At 63.9% G+C, this 16071-nt stretch carries 14 protein-coding genes; 11 read left to right on the forward strand and 3 right to left on the reverse strand.

What is annotated here, in order from left to right; all coding sequences use genetic code 11:
* Nucleotides 1–28 precede the first annotated feature (28 nt).
* Nucleotides 29–1843 carry an extracellular solute-binding protein gene (locus tag ACQ651_RS06105; RefSeq protein WP_375552344.1) on the reverse strand — a complete coding sequence of 605 codons (1815 nt, stop codon included), beginning with the start codon at nt 1841–1843 and terminating at the stop codon, nt 29–31.
* Between the two features lie 324 nt (nt 1844–2167).
* Here ACQ651_RS06105 and ACQ651_RS06110 point away from each other — a divergent pair, with 324 nt between their 5' ends.
* From ACQ651_RS06110 to ACQ651_RS06150, 9 genes are all read left to right on the forward strand, one after another.
* Nucleotides 2168–2953 carry a 3-hydroxybutyrate dehydrogenase gene (locus ACQ651_RS06110; protein WP_227285931.1) on the forward strand — a complete coding sequence of 262 codons (786 nt, stop codon included), beginning with the start codon at nt 2168–2170 and terminating at the stop codon, nt 2951–2953.
* A gap of 150 nt (nt 2954–3103) precedes the next feature.
* A complete protein-coding gene (locus ACQ651_RS06115; protein WP_227285932.1) occupies nt 3104–3535 on the forward strand; it encodes a pentapeptide repeat-containing protein in 432 nt (143 codons plus the stop codon).
* Nucleotides 3525–4562, forward strand: a complete 1038-nt coding sequence (locus ACQ651_RS06120; protein WP_430448755.1) for a patatin-like phospholipase family protein — start codon at nt 3525–3527, stop codon at nt 4560–4562. The genes ACQ651_RS06115 and ACQ651_RS06120 overlap by 11 nt, the downstream gene beginning before the upstream one ends.
* Nucleotides 4563–4600: 38 nt before the next feature.
* Nucleotides 4601–5416 (forward strand): metalloregulator ArsR/SmtB family transcription factor, encoded by an 816-nt coding sequence (locus tag ACQ651_RS06125; RefSeq protein ID WP_430448756.1) that lies wholly within the window; start codon nt 4601–4603, stop codon nt 5414–5416.
* 16 nt (nt 5417–5432) lie between these two features.
* Nucleotides 5433–5921: an arsenate reductase ArsC gene (locus tag ACQ651_RS06130; RefSeq protein WP_227285935.1), complete on the forward strand. Its 489-nt coding sequence runs from the start codon at nt 5433–5435 to the stop codon at nt 5919–5921.
* Nucleotides 5911–6567, forward strand: coding sequence for an aquaporin (locus tag ACQ651_RS06135; protein WP_430448757.1), 657 nt, complete (start codon nt 5911–5913; stop codon nt 6565–6567). Before ACQ651_RS06130 ends, ACQ651_RS06135 begins: the two co-directional genes overlap by 11 nt.
* A 79-nt stretch (nt 6568–6646) precedes the next feature.
* A complete protein-coding gene (locus ACQ651_RS06140; RefSeq protein ID WP_430448758.1) occupies nt 6647–8131 on the forward strand; it encodes a class I adenylate-forming enzyme family protein in 1485 nt (494 codons plus the stop codon).
* Entirely contained in the window at nt 8128–8772 is a 645-nt protein-coding gene (locus ACQ651_RS06145) for a DsbA family oxidoreductase (protein ID WP_227285938.1), read from the forward strand. Before ACQ651_RS06140 ends, ACQ651_RS06145 begins: the two co-directional genes overlap by 4 nt.
* A gap of 99 nt (nt 8773–8871) precedes the next feature.
* On the forward strand, nt 8872–10092 hold the full coding sequence (locus ACQ651_RS06150) for a multidrug effflux MFS transporter (protein ID WP_227285939.1): 1221 nt from the start codon (nt 8872–8874) through the stop codon (nt 10090–10092).
* A gap of 22 nt (nt 10093–10114) precedes the next feature.
* Here ACQ651_RS06150 and mfd read toward each other — a convergent pair whose 3' ends face one another.
* Both mfd and ACQ651_RS06160 read right to left on the reverse strand, forming a co-directional pair.
* Complete coding sequence (mfd, locus tag ACQ651_RS06155) at nt 10115–13582, reverse strand: transcription-repair coupling factor (RefSeq protein WP_430448759.1); 3468 nt, start codon at nt 13580–13582, stop codon at nt 10115–10117.
* Between the two features lie 51 nt (nt 13583–13633).
* Entirely contained in the window at nt 13634–14161 is a 528-nt protein-coding gene (locus tag ACQ651_RS06160) for a component of SufBCD complex (protein WP_121898661.1), read from the reverse strand.
* Between the two features lie 126 nt (nt 14162–14287).
* On the opposite strand from ACQ651_RS06160, the gene hemB reads away from it, so the two are divergent.
* Both hemB and ACQ651_RS06170 read left to right on the forward strand, forming a co-directional pair.
* Nucleotides 14288–15286 (forward strand): porphobilinogen synthase, encoded by a 999-nt coding sequence (gene hemB, locus ACQ651_RS06165; protein ID WP_430448760.1) that lies wholly within the window; start codon nt 14288–14290, stop codon nt 15284–15286.
* A 133-nt stretch (nt 15287–15419) separates the two neighbouring features.
* Complete coding sequence (locus ACQ651_RS06170) at nt 15420–15974, forward strand: YSC84-related protein (RefSeq protein ID WP_227285942.1); 555 nt, start codon at nt 15420–15422, stop codon at nt 15972–15974.
* Nucleotides 15975–16071: the final 97 nt, after the last annotated feature.

Raw genomic sequence — 16071 nt, forward strand, 5'->3', positions numbered from 1 at the left:
TCTCCGCCCCGCGACGACGGGGCGCGCGCTACTCCGCCTCCTCGTACCACCACACATCGGGATGGAAGTTCAGAAAATCGCCGTAGATCGGCAGCGTCTCGGGATAGCGCAACTCCCGCACATGGGCGATCCGCGAGACGGGGGAATGCCAGATCGGGATCACATGACGCCCGGAGGTCAGAACCCGGTCCAGTGCGCGGACAGCGGCCTGATAATCCTCCAGGTTGTCCGATGTCAGCATGCGGTCGATCATCGCCTCGATTGCCGGGTTGCACACGCCCATCAGATTGCGGGAGCCCTGGGTTTCGGCCATCTCGCAGCCCCAATAGAGTCGTTGTTCGTTGCCGGGGCTCAAGGACAGGCCCCGTCGATAATAGGTCATGTCGAAATCGAACGCATCGGTGCGTTCACGGTACTGCGCGCTGTCGACGGTGGAAATGCGGGGGCTGATCCCGAGCCGGGAGAGCGCCTCCACGTAGATATTGATAATCGACTGGTTTTCCGAAGACCCCTGTTGCAGCAGGATCTCGAAGCTGAAGGGCTCCCCGTCGGGGCCGACCATGACGCCGTTTTCGATGGAATAGCCAGCCTCCTCCATCAGGGAAAGCGCGGCGCGGGTTCCGGCGCGATTGGCCTCCGACCCGTCCGAGACAGGCATTTCATAACCTTCCAGCGCACCGGGCAGCAGCGTATCCGCGAAAGGCTCCAGAAACTCGGCCACGCGGCCTTGCGCCGGTCCGGACTCCATGCCGAGAACCGAGTTCGCGAAATAGGACGTGATGCGCGGTTCGGAGCCGCCGTTGATCGTCTGGTTGATGAACTCGAAATTGAATGCCTGGATCATCGCCTCGCGCACCCGCCAGTCCTCGAAGGCCGGAGTGCGGCCGTTCATCACAAAGCCGGTCATGCCGGTCGGGCGCTGATGCGGGATGAGCGATTTCACGACCTCGCCGGACTGGACGCGCGGGAAATCGTAATTCTGTTCCCAGTTCGCGGCATTGGTCTCCCTGATCGTGTTGATGAGGCCCGAGGTGAACGCCTCGAACATCGCGGTGGCGTCGCCGAAGAACTCCAGCCGCACCTCGTCGATCACGTTGGTGCCGCGCCGGAAGGGCAGATCCGCGCCCCAGTAGTCCGGGTCCCGCGTGAGGGAGACATAGCGGCCCGCTTCGTAATCGGTGATCACATAGGGCGCGCTTGTGATCGGGACGATGTCGAGCCCGCTGGTGGCGAAATCCACGCCATCCCATTGCGCGGCCTTCAGGATCGGACGCATCCCCATCAGCAGGGCCATTTCCCGATTGGCCTCGACAAAGGTGATCCGGATGCCGCGTTCGCCCACGGGCTCGATGGCGGCGACGTTTTCCCACGCACTGCGATAGCGCGGATGACCCTCGCTGCCGAGCGTCTCGTAAGACCAGATCACATCCTCCACCGTGACCGGGCTGCCATCGGAAAACCGTGCCTCGGGCCGCAGATGGAACTCGACCCACAGCCCCTCCGGATCGGCCTCGACCGATTCGGCCAGCAGACCGTAAAGGGTGAAGGGTTCGCCATAGGATCTTCCCATCAGCGATTCGTAGGCCAGAAACCGCAACTGCCACGGGACGCTGCCCAGCCGGCTGTGCGGGTTCAGACTGTCGAAGCTGCCGACCTCGCCGGTCACCACGCGCCCGCCGGTCGGGGCATCGGGGTTGGCATAAGGCAGATGCGCAAAATCTGGTGGCAATGCCGGGTCACCATACATAGCGATGCCATGCTGCGGCTCGGCCCAAGCTGTAGTGCCGAGAATCGCGATCGCCCCTAAAGTGGCGAAAAATCTGGTGAAACAATCTGCGCGCATCTGTGGACAATCCTCTGATTGCTTTGTTTGCCTGTAGGGCAACGCTATCCCCGCCATGGGACCATTACAAACTTTTCGGTTGGACTCTGAGCAAGCCATTGCTTATAAAGATGTCACTGCTCGATAGGTTTCTTGCCTGTATGAAACCTGCCTCAATAACTTAACGCCGGCTTCGTGCCGGCGTTTTTTTGTGCCCGGGCGGGAGACCCCGTTAACCCCGCTGCGGAGGGTGGCGCCCCCCGCAAGTCTGAGTGAGCGGCGCTGTTCATTTTGCAGATGCAGCATTATGCTGGCAGCAGCGCAAATCAGACGGAGCTTTCGCCCATGGCCATCACCACCGATCTTTCCGGGAAAACCGCGGTCATCACCGGTTCGAACTCAGGCATCGGGCTTGGCATCGCGCGCGAACTGGCCAAGGCCGGAGCCGATGTGGTGCTGAACTCCTTCACCGACACCAAGGACGATCATGCGCTTGCGCAGGAAATCGCGGATGTGACCGGGGTTCAGGCCCGCTACATCAAGGCCGATATGTCGAAGGGCGCGCAATGTCGCAAGCTGATCGAAGAGGCCGGCGCCTGCGATATCCTGATCAACAATGCGGGTATCCAGTATGTCGCCGCGATCGACAAGTTCCCGGCGGAGAAATGGGATGCGATCATCGCCATCAATCTCAGTTCGGCCTTTCACACCACTGCCGCCGCGCTGCCGATGATGCGGGAGGCCGGATGGGGCCGCGTGATCAACATCGCCTCGGCCCATGGCCTGACGGCGTCGCCCTACAAATCCGCCTATATCGCTGCCAAGCACGGGATCGTCGGCCTGACCAAGACCGTGGCGCTGGAAACCGCCGAAGAGCCGATCACCGCCAACGCGATCTGCCCCGGCTACGTCCTGACCCCGCTGGTGGAGGCGCAGATCCCCGACACGATGAAGGAATACGACATGGGCCGCGAAGAGGTGATCAAGAACGTGATGCTGAAGCGCCAGCCCTCCAAGGAATTCGCGACCGTCGAACAGATGGGTGGCACCGCCGCCTTCCTGTGTTCGGAGGCCGCGGCCCAGATCACCGGCACCACGATCAGCGTCGATGGAGGATGGACGGCGTTGTGACAGCGCAACGGGCACACCGAGCCGGAGAAGACGTGTTTCGAAGAAACCTCTGGCCCGGCCCTGTCGCAAATCTTGGCGCAAGTAAAGCCTGACACATGGCCCTACTCGCCATGCTTGACGCAGAAATTGGCGCAACAAAGGAGCCCACAGATGACCGACGAACCCTTGGAAGCCGGCCGCGACAAGCTGGAGATCGACAACATGTATCTCTGCGGCTCCGCCTTCACCCGCGTCAATCTCTCGGAGGCCCGGTTCTCCGACAGCCACCTGATGGGGGCGACCCTGGACGACGTGAATGCCACCGGGCTGATCCATGAAAACGTCAACCTCAGTGGCGCGCGCTACAATGATGTGAACTTGTCGGGCGCGCAGATCAGCAACGCCAACATGGCCGGGATCTCCGTGCGCGATGCCAACATGGCCGGTGCCCGCCTGTCCGACATTACGCTGAGCGGCGCTGTCATCGCGGATGCGAACCTGACCGGGCTGTCGATCGAGGACGCCATCTTGAGTGGCATGACGATCAACGGCATTCCGGTCGACGACCTGCTGGCGCTTTGGAGCGAAACCCATGGCACCTAAGGCAAAACCGATCAATCTCGCCCTGCAGGGCGGCGGCGCGCATGGGGCCTTCACCTGGGGCGTTCTGGACGCGCTTCTGGACACGCCCGAGATCGAGATCGCGGCCATCTCGGGCACATCGGCGGGCGCGCTGAACGGCGCGGCGATCAAGGCGGGCCTGTCACAGGACAGCCGCGATCTTGCCCGGGACAATCTGGAATGGCTCTGGGAACAGGTGGGCGCCATCACCGATCAACGGTTCGCCCCCTGGCTCAATGCCACATCGCCCTCTGCCATCTCGGCGCTGATCGAAACCTCGCTGCCCTTCGCGATCTCGGACAGCGTTTCGCGCATGGTCAGCCCCTACAGCTACGGGCCGTTCTACCAGAACCCGTTGCGGCGGATCGTGGAGCAGCTTCATTACGAGGACATCTGTTGCGCCGCCGGGCCCGAGTTTCATATCTGCGCCACCAATGTGCGCAGCGGCAAGATCCGCATCTTCGACGGAGACGACATCACCCCCGAAGCGATCATGGCTTCCGCCTGCCTGCCGACGATGTTTCAGGCGGTTGAGATCATCGATCCGGCAACCGGCAGGCTTGAGGCATACTGGGATGGTGGCTACACCGGGAACCCGGCCCTTTTCCCATTGTTTCACAATGGTTTGCCAAGCGACATTCTTGTCGTGAACATCAACCCGCTCCATCGGGAAGACGTACCGACCTCCGCCCGCGCGATCCAGAACCGGATCAACGAGATCAGCTTCAACACGTCGCTTCTGCGTGAACTGAGGGCCATTCACTTCGTTCAGCGGTTGCTCTCCAACGGTCATCTGAGCCCCGGCGCCATGAAACATGTCCTGGTCCATATGGTGGCCGACGACGCGCTGATGGCCCAGCTCTCCGTCGCCACCAAGTTGGTGGCCACGCCGCAGGTGCTGCATCAGTTGCGCGCCGCGGGCCGGGCCGCCTGCGAGGGCTTTCTGGAGACGCATTTCGACAGGATCGGGCAGGAAAGCACCGTCGATCTGGTGGAGATGTTCGGATAAGGCTTGCGTTAATTCCGTATTTCATGAATACGTGAATTATGGACTCCGGGACAGCCACCAAGATACTCTCCACACTAGGTCATGAGGGCCGCCTGTCGGTGTTTCGCCTGCTGGCCAGACGTGCGCCCGATGCGTTGCAGCCCGGTGAAATCGCCGAAATCTGTGGCCTGAAACCCAGCACGCTCTCGGCCCATCTGTCCGGTCTGGCCGAAGCCGGGATCGTCCGTTCCCGCCGCAGCGGAACATCGCTCTTCTACAGTCTCGATGCCGACCGCACCCGCGACTTCACCGCTTACCTGCTGGATGATTGCTGCCGGGGCCGCCCGAACCTGTGCGCGCCGCAGACCGGTGCCGCGAAAACGCATCATCCGAAAACCGTGCTTTTCATCTGCACCGGCAATTCCGCCCGCTCCATTCTGGCCGAGGCCCTGCTCCGTGAGGCGGGCGGTGACCGGTTCGTAACCTGTTCGGCAGGCACCAGACCAAGCGGGCAGATCAATCCGCAGGTTCTCGACATGCTGCGGCGGAACGGCCATGACACCGAGACGCTCCGGTCCAAGGACCTTGGCGAGATGCAAGGGCCCGGCGCCCCGCAATTCGACTTCGTTTTCACCGTCTGCGACCATGCCGCCAACGAAGAGTGCCCGGCCTGGCCCGGCCAGCCGATCAGCGCCCATTGGGGCCTGCCGGATCCGGCCAGGGCCACGGGCACCGATGCCGAAATCGCGCTGGCCTTTGCCGACGCCTATCGTACGCTCGATGCCCGCATCCGGACCTTTGCGGCCCTCCCGTTCGAAACGCTGGATCGCATGTCGCTTCAGGCCGAAGCGGACAGGATCGGCAAACTCACCTAGATTCAAACAGGACCCAATGCTTAATTTCCTTGTTCTCTGTACCGGCAATTCCGCCCGGTCGATCCTGCTCGAACACATTCTGACCCACCGCAGCGCGCGCCGCATCCGCGCCTATTCAGCGGGCTCGCATCCGACGGGCCGCGTGCATCCGCAATCGATCGCCCTGCTGCAGAAGCTGGGCTACGACACCTCGACCGCGCGGTCCAAAAGCTGGGATGAATTCGCGGCACCCGATGCCCCGAAAATGGACGCGGTCATCACGGTCTGCGGCTCGGCGGCGGGGGAGACCTGCCCGGTCTGGCCCGGCGCACCGGTCCGGGCGCATTGGGGCGTGGACGATCCGGCGCAGGCAGCGGAACCCGACGTGACCGAGGCCTTCCAGACGGCATATATCGCTTTAGCGACACATGCCAATGCCTTGTTCCGGCTGCCTTTTGAAACCTATGATCGGGATGTGCTGCAAATGACCCTCACCAGGATCGGGACAGAATACAATGCTGAATAAACTCCTGGCCGAGGGGATCGGTACCGCATTTCTGCTGATCGGCGTCGTCGGTTCGGGGATCATGGCGGCCAGCCTTTCGCCCGACAACACCGGCGTGGCGCTGATGGCCAACGCCATTGCCACGGGCTGCATTCTTTATGTGATCATCACCTTGCTGGGGCCGATTTCGGGCGCGCATTTCAACCCGGCCGTCACCCTTGCCTTCCTTCTGCGGCGGGAGATCCCTGCGGTTCACGCGCTGGCCTACATCCTTGTTCAGATCGGCGCGGGTATCCTGGGGGTTTGGATCGCGCATCTGATGTTCGAATTGCCTGTCCTGCAACTGTCCGGCACGATCCGCAGCGGCCCGTCGCAATGGTTTTCCGAGGTGGTTGCCACATTCGGGCTGCTTTTCGTGATCCTCGGCGGTCTCCGCCATGCGGCGGCGGCGATCCCCACGCTTGTCGCGCTTTACATCACGGGCGCCTATTGGTTCACCTCCTCCACCAGCTTCGCCAATCCGGCCGTGACCATCGCGCGCGCGCTCAGCGACACATTTGCCGGAATTCTCCCGGGAAACATGCCGGTCTTCATTGCGATGCAGCTTATCGGGGCCGTGGCTGCGGTGCTTCTGGCTCGCCGCCTCTTCGCGCCCACGTCCGGGTAACGCCACCGACCTCTTCCGGCATCGCGGTTCCGTGGCTGGCGGCCTTGCACCTTGTGGCGCAGCGGCATACCCAAATGCCATGCAAGAGCCCTGCCACGCCCCGTTCAATCTGGCCGCCCATGTCCTGTCCCCGGCCGCGCAGACACCGGACAAGATCGCCCTTGCGGTTCTGTCGCCAACCGGGGCGGACAGGTGGAGCTATGCACGACTGGAAACCGCCGTGCGGGGCATGGCCACCGGCCTTCTGGGCATGGGCCTGACGCCCGGCGACAGGGTATTGCTGCGCCTGGGAAACACCCCCGATTTTCCCATCGCCTATCTTGCCTGTATCGCTGTCGGGTTGGTGCCGGTCCCGACCTCGGCGCAATTGACGACGCCCGAGATCACGCGTCTGGCCGATGTCATCCGTCCCGCGCTGATCCTCGCAGCACCGGGTATCGCCCTGCCCGAACCCGTGCCCTGCCCGGTCGCACGCGATCTGGGCGCGCTGGCGGCCCATCCGGCGGCCGGGTATCTGATGGGGGATCCGGACCGGTTGGCGTATCTCGTCTTCACTTCCGGCACCTCCGGCAGGCCGCGCGCTGTGGCCCATGCCCACCGCGCCATCTGGGCGCGGCGGATGATGTGGGAGGGATGGTACGGGCTGACCGCGCAAGACCGGCTGCTTCATGCAGGCGCATTCAACTGGACCTTCACGCTTGGCACCGGTCTGCTTGATCCATGGGCCGCCGGGGCCACCGCTCTGGTCCCTGCCGAAGGGTTGGAGCTGTCCGCCCTACCGCTCTTGCTCAAGCGGCACGACGTGACCATTTTTGCCGCCGCACCGGGTGTTTACAGAAAGATGCTCATGCAAAGCGAAATTCTTGCGCTGCCCCGTCTGCGCCACGGGCTGAGCGCGGGGGAGAAACTGCCCGAGGCTTTGCGCAAGGCGTGGCAGCGCGCCACCGGCACACCGGTTCACGAGGCGCTTGGCATGTCCGAATGCTCCACCTTCATTTCCGGCAGCCCGGCCAGACCCGCGCCGGAAGGCACGCTTGGCTATCCGCAAGCGGGGCGCCGGGTTGCGGTGCTGGACCAGGATGGGCATCCGGTATCGAAGGGCGGCACGGGCACGCTGGCGATCCACCGCGACGACCCGGGCCTGATGCTGGGGTATCTGGAGGACGGCAAACCCCATCTGCCACTGACCGGCGACTGGTTTCTGACCGGCGATCAGGTTTCCGAAGCGGAGGACGGCGCGTTGATCTATCACGGCCGCCGTGACGATATGCTCAACGCGGGCGGCTTCCGCGTCTCGCCCCACGAGATCGAGGCGGCCTTCGCGGACCTCCCCGGATTGACCGATTGCGCCGCCGTCGCCATCGAGGCGAGCGAGGGCGTTTTTATCGTCGCCATGGGCTATACGGGCCCGATTGAAGAGGATAGCCTGCGCCACGCGGCAGAGGCCGGGTTGGCGCGCTACAAGCAACCTCGTCTCTATGCCCGGCTTGCCGCCCTGCCCCGCACCGCAAATGGAAAGCTTGACCGCGCAGCCCTGCGCGCCTGCCTGAAGGAGGTAACATGATCAAGCTCGACATCCTGTCAGACCCGATCTGCCCCTGGTGTTACATCGGCAAGGCGCAGCTTGACCGCGCGCTGGAAGCCGCGCCCGCGCATCCCTTCACCGTCGAATGGCATCCGTTTCAGCTGAACCCGGAGATGCCCGCAGGCGGCATGGATCGCCGCGACTATCTCGAAGCTAAATTCGGCGGCAGGGACGGCGCCATCGAGGTCTACTCCCGCATCGCGACACATGCGGAGGCCGCAGGTCTGGAGATCAATTTCGACCGGATCGCCCGCACGCCCAACACGCTGAACGCGCATCGCCTGATCCATTGGGCGGGGCTCGAGGGACGGCAAACGCCCATGGTCGCGGCATTGTTTCGCGCCTATTTCGTCGAGGGGAAGGATATCGGCGATGCCGAAAGCCTGGTGCAGATCGCCAAAGGTGCGGGGCTGGAGGCCGCCATGGTAACGCGGCTTCTGGCCAGCGACGCGGATATCGAGGACATTCGCGCCCGCGACGCCAATGCGCGCGCCAGGGGCGTCACCGGTGTGCCGACATTCATCATCGCAAACCAGCATGTCCTGACCGGCGCGCAATCTCCCGATCTCTGGTCCACTGTGATTGACGATATCTCGGACCAGCTGAAAGCCGCGGAATGACTGCGCCATGTCCTCATGGCGGCCGGGTTTCTTCGCTTGGGGCATGCCGCCGCGCGGTGGCGCGTCGGGGACCGGCCGCAGGGCCTGCCGGGTGTTCGCATGAGTGATGTCACGGCCCCTCCATCGGTGCGCCGCCTGTCGATGCCGGAGTTCATTGCCCTGATGGGGATGATGTTCGCCACCATCGCCTTTTCCATCGATGCGATGCTGCCCGCGCTGCCCGACATCGCCGAGGAACTGACCCCGGACAGGCCCACGCTGGCGCAGCTGATCCTGACCTCCTTCGTGCTCGGCATGGGGCTGGGCACGTTTTTCGCCGGACCCTTATCCGACGCGTTCGGGCGCAAACCCGTGATCATCGCAGGTGCGGCACTTTACATCGGAGGGGCGATTCTCGCCTATGTCGCCCCGACGCTTGAGATGGTTCTGGCGGCCAGGGTGTTGCAGGGCCTTGGCGCGGCCGGCCCGCGCGTGGTCGCCATGGCGATCATGCGGGATCTCTATTCCGGCCGGCAAATGGCCCAGGTCGTCAGCTTCGCGATGCTGGTCTTCACGCTGTTTCCGGCGGTCGCACCGATGATCGGCGCGGCGATCATCGCGGGCTTCGGCTGGCGGTCGATCTTTCTGGTCTTCCTGCTGTTCTCGGCTATCTCGGTGGGCTGGCTTCTGATCCGGCAGCCCGAAACGCTGCCCCGCGCCATACGGCGCCCGCTGCGGCTGAAGACCTTGTGGGCCGGGATCCGGGAGGCGCTCAGCCTGCGGCAGATGCAATTGTCGATCCTTGTGCAGACGCTGATTTACGGCGCGCTGTTCGGCACCATCTCCTCCATCCAGCAGGTGTTCGACATCACCTACGGGCTGCGCGACAGTTTCCCCTACTGGTTCGCGGTCATGGCGCTTTTGTCGGCGCCGGCGGCCCCGATCAACGGGCGGCTGGTGATCCGTCTGGGCATGCGCCCGCTGATCCGTGGTGCGCTCGGCCTGCAGACGGTACTGTCGGCGGTGGTCGCTCTGTCCCTTGCGCTCGGTCTTCTGGGCGCGCAGGAGTTCTGGCTTTACTTCCTCTGGAGCGCCACGATCTTCGCAACCGCGGGGTTCACCATCGGCAATCTCAACGCGCTGGCGATGGAACCCCTGGGCCATATCGCGGGGATGGCGGCCTCCTTGATGGGGGCATTGGCGACGGTGGGCGGTGCGATACTGGGCGCGGCGATCGGGCAGCTTTATGACGGAACGGCGGTGCCGCTGGCCATAGCCATGGGCGTGTTGTGCCTGATCGGAACGATCGTGATGCGCGCCATGCCGCGCGAGGCGGTCTGAGCGCGTATCGCCGTCTACCCGGTCAGACCTTGGCCTTGGCGGGCGGCGTCGCCACCTGCACCTTTTGGGCCAGATCGCGGGCAATCGCGAAGGCGCCCTTGATCTTGTCGGCCTCGCTTGTCCAGTCGCGCCGGACCACGATCTTGTTGTCTCGGATCTTGGCCAGGCCGCGCTGATCCTGCACGAACTCCACCAGACCGGCCGGATTGGCGAATTTGTCATTGTGAAACTGGATCGTGGCCCCCTTGGGCCCCGCGTCCAGCCGGGCGATCCCGGCCTGTTTGCACTTGGCCTTGATCCGGATGACCAGAAGCAGGGTGTTCACCTCGCGCGGCAGCTTGCCGAACCGGTCGATCAGTTCGGCAGCGAAGCCTTCCAGCTCCACCTTTGTGGTCAACTGGCTCAGACGCCGGTAAAGCCCCAGCCGGACATCCAGATCGGGCACATAGGCCTCCGGGATCAGAACCGGCACGCCCAGATTGATTTGCGGCGCCCACTGCCCGTCCTCGTCCAGGCGCGCCTCGCCCGCGCCCGAGCGGATACTGGCAATCGCCTCTTCCAGCATGGACTGGTAAAGCTCGAACCCGACTTCGCGGACATGGCCCGACTGCTCCTCGCCCACGATATTGCCCGCCCCGCGAATGTCGAGATCCTGGCTGGCAATCGTGAAGCCCGCCCCAAGGCTGTCGAGGCTGCCCAGAACCCGCAGCCGCTTTTCCGCGGTCTGGCTCAGCTTCTGGCGCGGTTTCGTCGTCAGATAGGCATAGGCGCGGGTCTTGGCGCGGCCCACCCGGCCCCGTATCTGGTAGAGCTGCGCCAGCCCGAACCGGTCGGCCCGGTGGATGATCATCGTATTGGCTGTCGGAATGTCGATCCCGCTTTCGACGATGGTCGTGGCCAGCAGCACATCGTATTTGCCGTCGTAAAAGGCATTCATCCGATCGTCGAGCTCGCCCGCCGCCATCTGGCCATGGGCCACGACATAGGACACCTCGGGCACCTGATCGGTCAGAAACGCCTCGATCTCGGGCAGATCCTGAATGCGCGGGACCACGTAGAAACTCTGCCCCCCGCGATAATGCTCGCGAAGCAGCGCCTCGCGCAGGGTGACGCTATCGAACTCGCTGACATAGGTGCGGATCGCCAGCCGGTCGATGGGCGGGGTGCCGATCAGCGACAGGTCGCGCACGCCCGAGAGCGACATCTGAAGCGTCCGCGGGATCGGTGTGGCCGAGAGGGTCAGCACATGCACGTCCGAGCGCATTTCCTTCAACCGTTCCTTGTGGGTCACGCCAAAGCGCTGTTCCTCGTCAATCACCAACAGGCCCAGGTTCCGGAACCGGATACCCTTGGCCAGAAGCGCATGGGTGCCAATGCAGATATCGACGCTGCCATCGGCCAGCCCCTTGCGGGTCTCCCCTGCTTCACGCGCTGGAACAAAGCGTGACAACTGCCTGACATTTATGGGGAAACCCCGAAACCTGTCGGAAAATGTCTTGGCGTGCTGCCGGGCCAGAAGCGTGGTCGGCGCAATCACCGCCACCTGCAGGCCCGAGGCCGCGGCGACGAAGGCCGCCCGCATCGCAACCTCCGTCTTGCCGAACCCCACATCCCCAACGATGAGCCGGTCCATCGGGCGGCCCTGGGCGAAATCCTCCATCACGTCGGCGATGGCGGTCAGCTGGTCGTCGGTCTCCTCATAGGGGAAGCGGGCGGCGAACGCCTCCCACATGTCGCCCGGCGGTTCCAGAACCGGGGCCGAGCGCAGCTCCCGTTCCGCCGCGATGCGGATCAGCTTGTCGGCGATCTGGCGAATGCGTTCCTTCAGCTTCGCTTTCTTGGCCTGCCATGCGCCCCCGCCAAGCTTGTCGAGCAGGCCTTCATCATGGCCGTAGCGGCTCAGCAATTCGATGTTCTCGACGGGCAGGAACAGCCGGTCGCCCCCGGCATATTCCAGTGCGATGCACTCATGGGGCGCGCCCATGGCGGTCACCGTTTCAAGCCCAGTGTAACGACCGACCCCGTGATCGACATGAACGATCAGATCGCCGGGGCTCAGCGACTGCGCTTCGGTCAGGTAATTCTCGGCGCGCTTCGTCTTGCGCTTGGGCCGGATCAGCCGGTCGCCCAGCACATCCTGCTCCGAGATCACGCTGAGCCCGCCGCCGGTGAACCCCTCCTCCAGCGGCCAGACCGCGAGGTTGAGACTGCCCGGCCCGGCTATGTCGCGCGCATCGGTGATCTCGACCGCGCCGACGACACCCTGATCCTCCAGAAGACCGGCCAGCCGCTCGCGCGCACCCTCGGACCAAGAGGCGATGACAATCGCCGCCTTTTCACGTTGTACCTGAATATAATCCGCCAAGGCGCCGAAAAGGCTTATGTTTTCCTGCTGGCGCTCGGGCGCGAAACTGCGCCCGATCCGCCCGCCCGCATCTGTCGTGCCGGGCCCGCTGGCCTGTGGTAACGGGGAAAACTGCACGACCCGGTGCCCGGCGATGGCCCGGTCCCATGCCGCGTCATCCAGATAAAGCTGCCCGGGCGGACAGGGCTTGTAGACCGAGTCGAGCCGACCTTTCTGGGTCAATGCGGTCTTGCGGGTATCATATTGATCTTCAATGCTTTCCCACCGCGCAAGACGCTGCGCATCGCTTTGCTCGTCCAGTGTGATGGTGGCCTTTGGCAGGTAGTCGAAAAGCGTTTCCAGCCGCTCGTGGAAAAACGGCAGCCAGTGTTCCACGCCGGCATGTTTTCGGCCCGCGCTGACCGCTTCGTAAAGCGGATCGTCGGTGCCCGCCGCGCCGAACTCGATCCGGTAGTTCTGCCGGAACCGGGTGATGGCGGGCTCGTCGAGGATCACTTCGGAAACGGGCGCAAGTTCCACCCGCTCCATCTTCTCGGTGGTGCGCTGCGTCGCCGGGTCGAACCGCCGCGCCCCGTCCAGCACGTCGCCGAAGAGATCCAGACGCACCGGGGTGCTTTCTCCGGGCGGCCAGACATCGATGATGCCGCCACGGACCGCATAGTCGCCGGGCTCCGTCACCGTGGGGCTTTGCACGAAGCCCATCCGGACAAGGAAGGTCTTGAGCGCGTCTTCGTCGATGCGCCCGCCGACGGTGGCGACGAAGGCCGCGTCCTGCAACAGTGCGCGCGGCGGAACGAACTGGGTCGCCGCGCTGAGGGTCGTAAGCACGATGAACGGCCCCGACAGCCCGGCGGAAAGCGCGGCAAGCGTCGCCATGCGGCTGGCCGCGATCTCGGCATTCGGCGAGACCCTGTCATAGGGCAGGCAATCCCAGCCCGGAAAGCGCAGGACCGGTACGCTCGGGTCGAAGAACGCAAGCGCCCTGGCCATGGCCGCAAGGCGTTTGTCGTCCCGCGCCACATGGCAGACGGGGCCGGTGCCCACCGCCAGTTCGCGCAGGACAAGCGTGGCGTCAAAGCCCTCGGGCGCGCCACCGGTCAGGATATGGTCCGGGTTCGGGGTCATGGGTCCGCGTCACCTACCGTGCCCCGCGCGGGTGTCAAGCGCGGTCCTGCCCTACATGCCCAGGGGATTGACCCGGACATTCACCCACATGCCCCAGAAGGCGGTGATGAAGATGAAGACCACGCCCAGCATCTGCACGCCGATCCGGTGATATCTGAGCAAGCGGGGCACATCCTGAAACCCGGTCGCCCGCAGCTTGCGCGCGGTCCGCACCGACCAGGCGCCCACCAGCGTCATCGGAAACATCAGCAGAAAGACGGCCTGGCAGAACTCCACATTGTAGATCCACCCCAGCACCGCGAGCCCGGTCAGGATGAAGGCGGCAAAGGCCGTGGCCCAGACGCCCGAGACCTCAACGATGGTCAGGATCCGGTTCACATTCACCCGCGCCAGCACCGCCATGTCCTGAGTGCTGCGCTCATGCCCGCGGTTTGCCCGCTGCACCATGTCATAGGGCACACCCAGCACCCAGTGGCTGACCGTGGACCACATCACGGCCAGCACGATCCAGTACCAAAGGTTCGAGAAGGATCTGAGATCGATCACTTCGCGTGCAAGATCGAGGAAGGGAAGGTCCAAGGACGCGCTGCCTGTTATAGCTGTTTTGGCGCACCATAGTTGCGGGGGTCCTTGGTTTCCAGCCTTGTGATGCGACATGGTTCATGGCACGGATTTGTGGCAACAAAACCACGAAGGAGCATGGCCATGCCAGCCAATCAGGGCCCATTCCCCCGCACCCGGTTCCGCCGCACCCGTGCCTCGGTTGCGCTGCGCAATCTGACCCGCGAGGCGGAGCTTTCGGTGAATGATCTGATCTGGCCGGTCTTCGTCTGCGCCGGCAAGGGCGAGCGGCAGCCGGTCGCCTCGATGCCCGGTGTGGAGCGCCTGAGCGTCGATCTTCTGGTGGAGGCGGCGCGGGAGGCGCACGGGCTGGGCATCCCCGCGCTCTGCATCTTTCCCTACACCGATCCGTCGCTGAAAACCGAGCTTTGCGAGGAGGCGTGGAACCCGGAAAACCTTTCCAATCAGGCGATCCGGGCGATCAGGGATGCGGTGCCCGACATCGCGATCATGACCGATATCGCGCTCGACCCCTATAACGCCAATGGCCATGACGGGATCGTGCGCGATGGCATCATCGTGAATGACGAGACGGTCGAGGCGCTGGTGAAAATGGCCCTGGCCCAGGCCGAGGCGGGCGCCGATATCCTTGGCCCTTCGGACATGATGGACAGCCGGATCGGTGCGATGCGCGACGCGCTGGAGGCCGAGGGGCACGTGAATGTGACGATCATGTCCTACGCGGCGAAATTCGCCAGCGCCTATTACGGCCCGTTTCGGGATGCGGTGGGCGCGTCCGGCGCGCTGAAAGGCGACAAGAAGACCTATCAGATCGACCCGATGAACCGGCAGGAGGCCCTGCGCTGCGTCGAGCGGGACCTGTCCGAAGGGGCCGATATGGTGATGGTGAAACCGGGGATGCCCTATCTTGATCTCTGCCGCGAGGTGAAAGACAGGTTCGGCGCGCCGACCTATGCCTATCAGGTCTCCGGTGAATACGCGATGATCGAGGCCGCGGCGGCCAATGGCTGGATCGACGGCGAAAAGGTCATGCTGGAAAGCCTGATGTCCTTCCGGCGCGCCGGGTGCGATGGCGTGTTGACCTATTTCGCACCCCGGGTCGCGCAGATTCTCAACGGATAGTGGTCAGATAAGCAAGAACCCGCAGGTCTGGTGTCATTCGCGGATGACATCTTGTGTCTTTGCGCGTAATAATATGCGCAATCCGGGCTGAAAGACCCGGGCAACGAGGCATAACAGACAGGCGGATTTTCCGATGAGCAAACTCACCCGGCGACATTTTGTGGTAACCGCGGCGGCCGTTCCCTTGGCAGCCTGCGGCAATGGCGTGGGATCCGACGGGGCATCGCGGCTGGATGCCCGCGTCGATAGCGCAATCCAGTTCATGTATGACGAAGTGCCCGGCACGCAGGAGTTGAGCCTGAACGCCGCCGGCATGCTGGTCATGCCGCTGGTGACGCAGGCGGGCTTCGGGTTCGGCGGCTCCTACGGGCGTGGCGCGCTGCGCATCAACGGCGCCTCCGTCGATTACTACTCGGCGGTCTCCGGCAGCTTCGGCTTTCAGATCGGGGCGCAGCAATACGCCCATACGCTCTTCTTCATGACCGATGCGGCGTTGAACGAGTTCCGGCGCAGCTCCGGTTGGGCGGTGGGGGCCGATGTGCAATATGCGGTGACTGACCAGGGCGCAAATCTGGGCGTGGATACGACCACGCTGCTCGATCCGGTCATCGCCGTGATCTACGGTCAGGCCGGTCTGATCGCAGGCGCGACCCTTGAAGGCACACGGTATTCGCGCATCATTCCCTGAGCCGCCTCCGGCCTGAGAAAGCGTGACGCCGGGCCGCGCCGTTCCGGCTTTGCATTTGCCCGATATTGCCGCTAGGACCGGGGCTGATTTCGCATTC

Source organism: Rhodophyticola sp., from assembly GCF_965284195.1.
Lineage (GTDB): Bacteria > Pseudomonadota > Alphaproteobacteria > Rhodobacterales > Rhodobacteraceae > Rhodophyticola.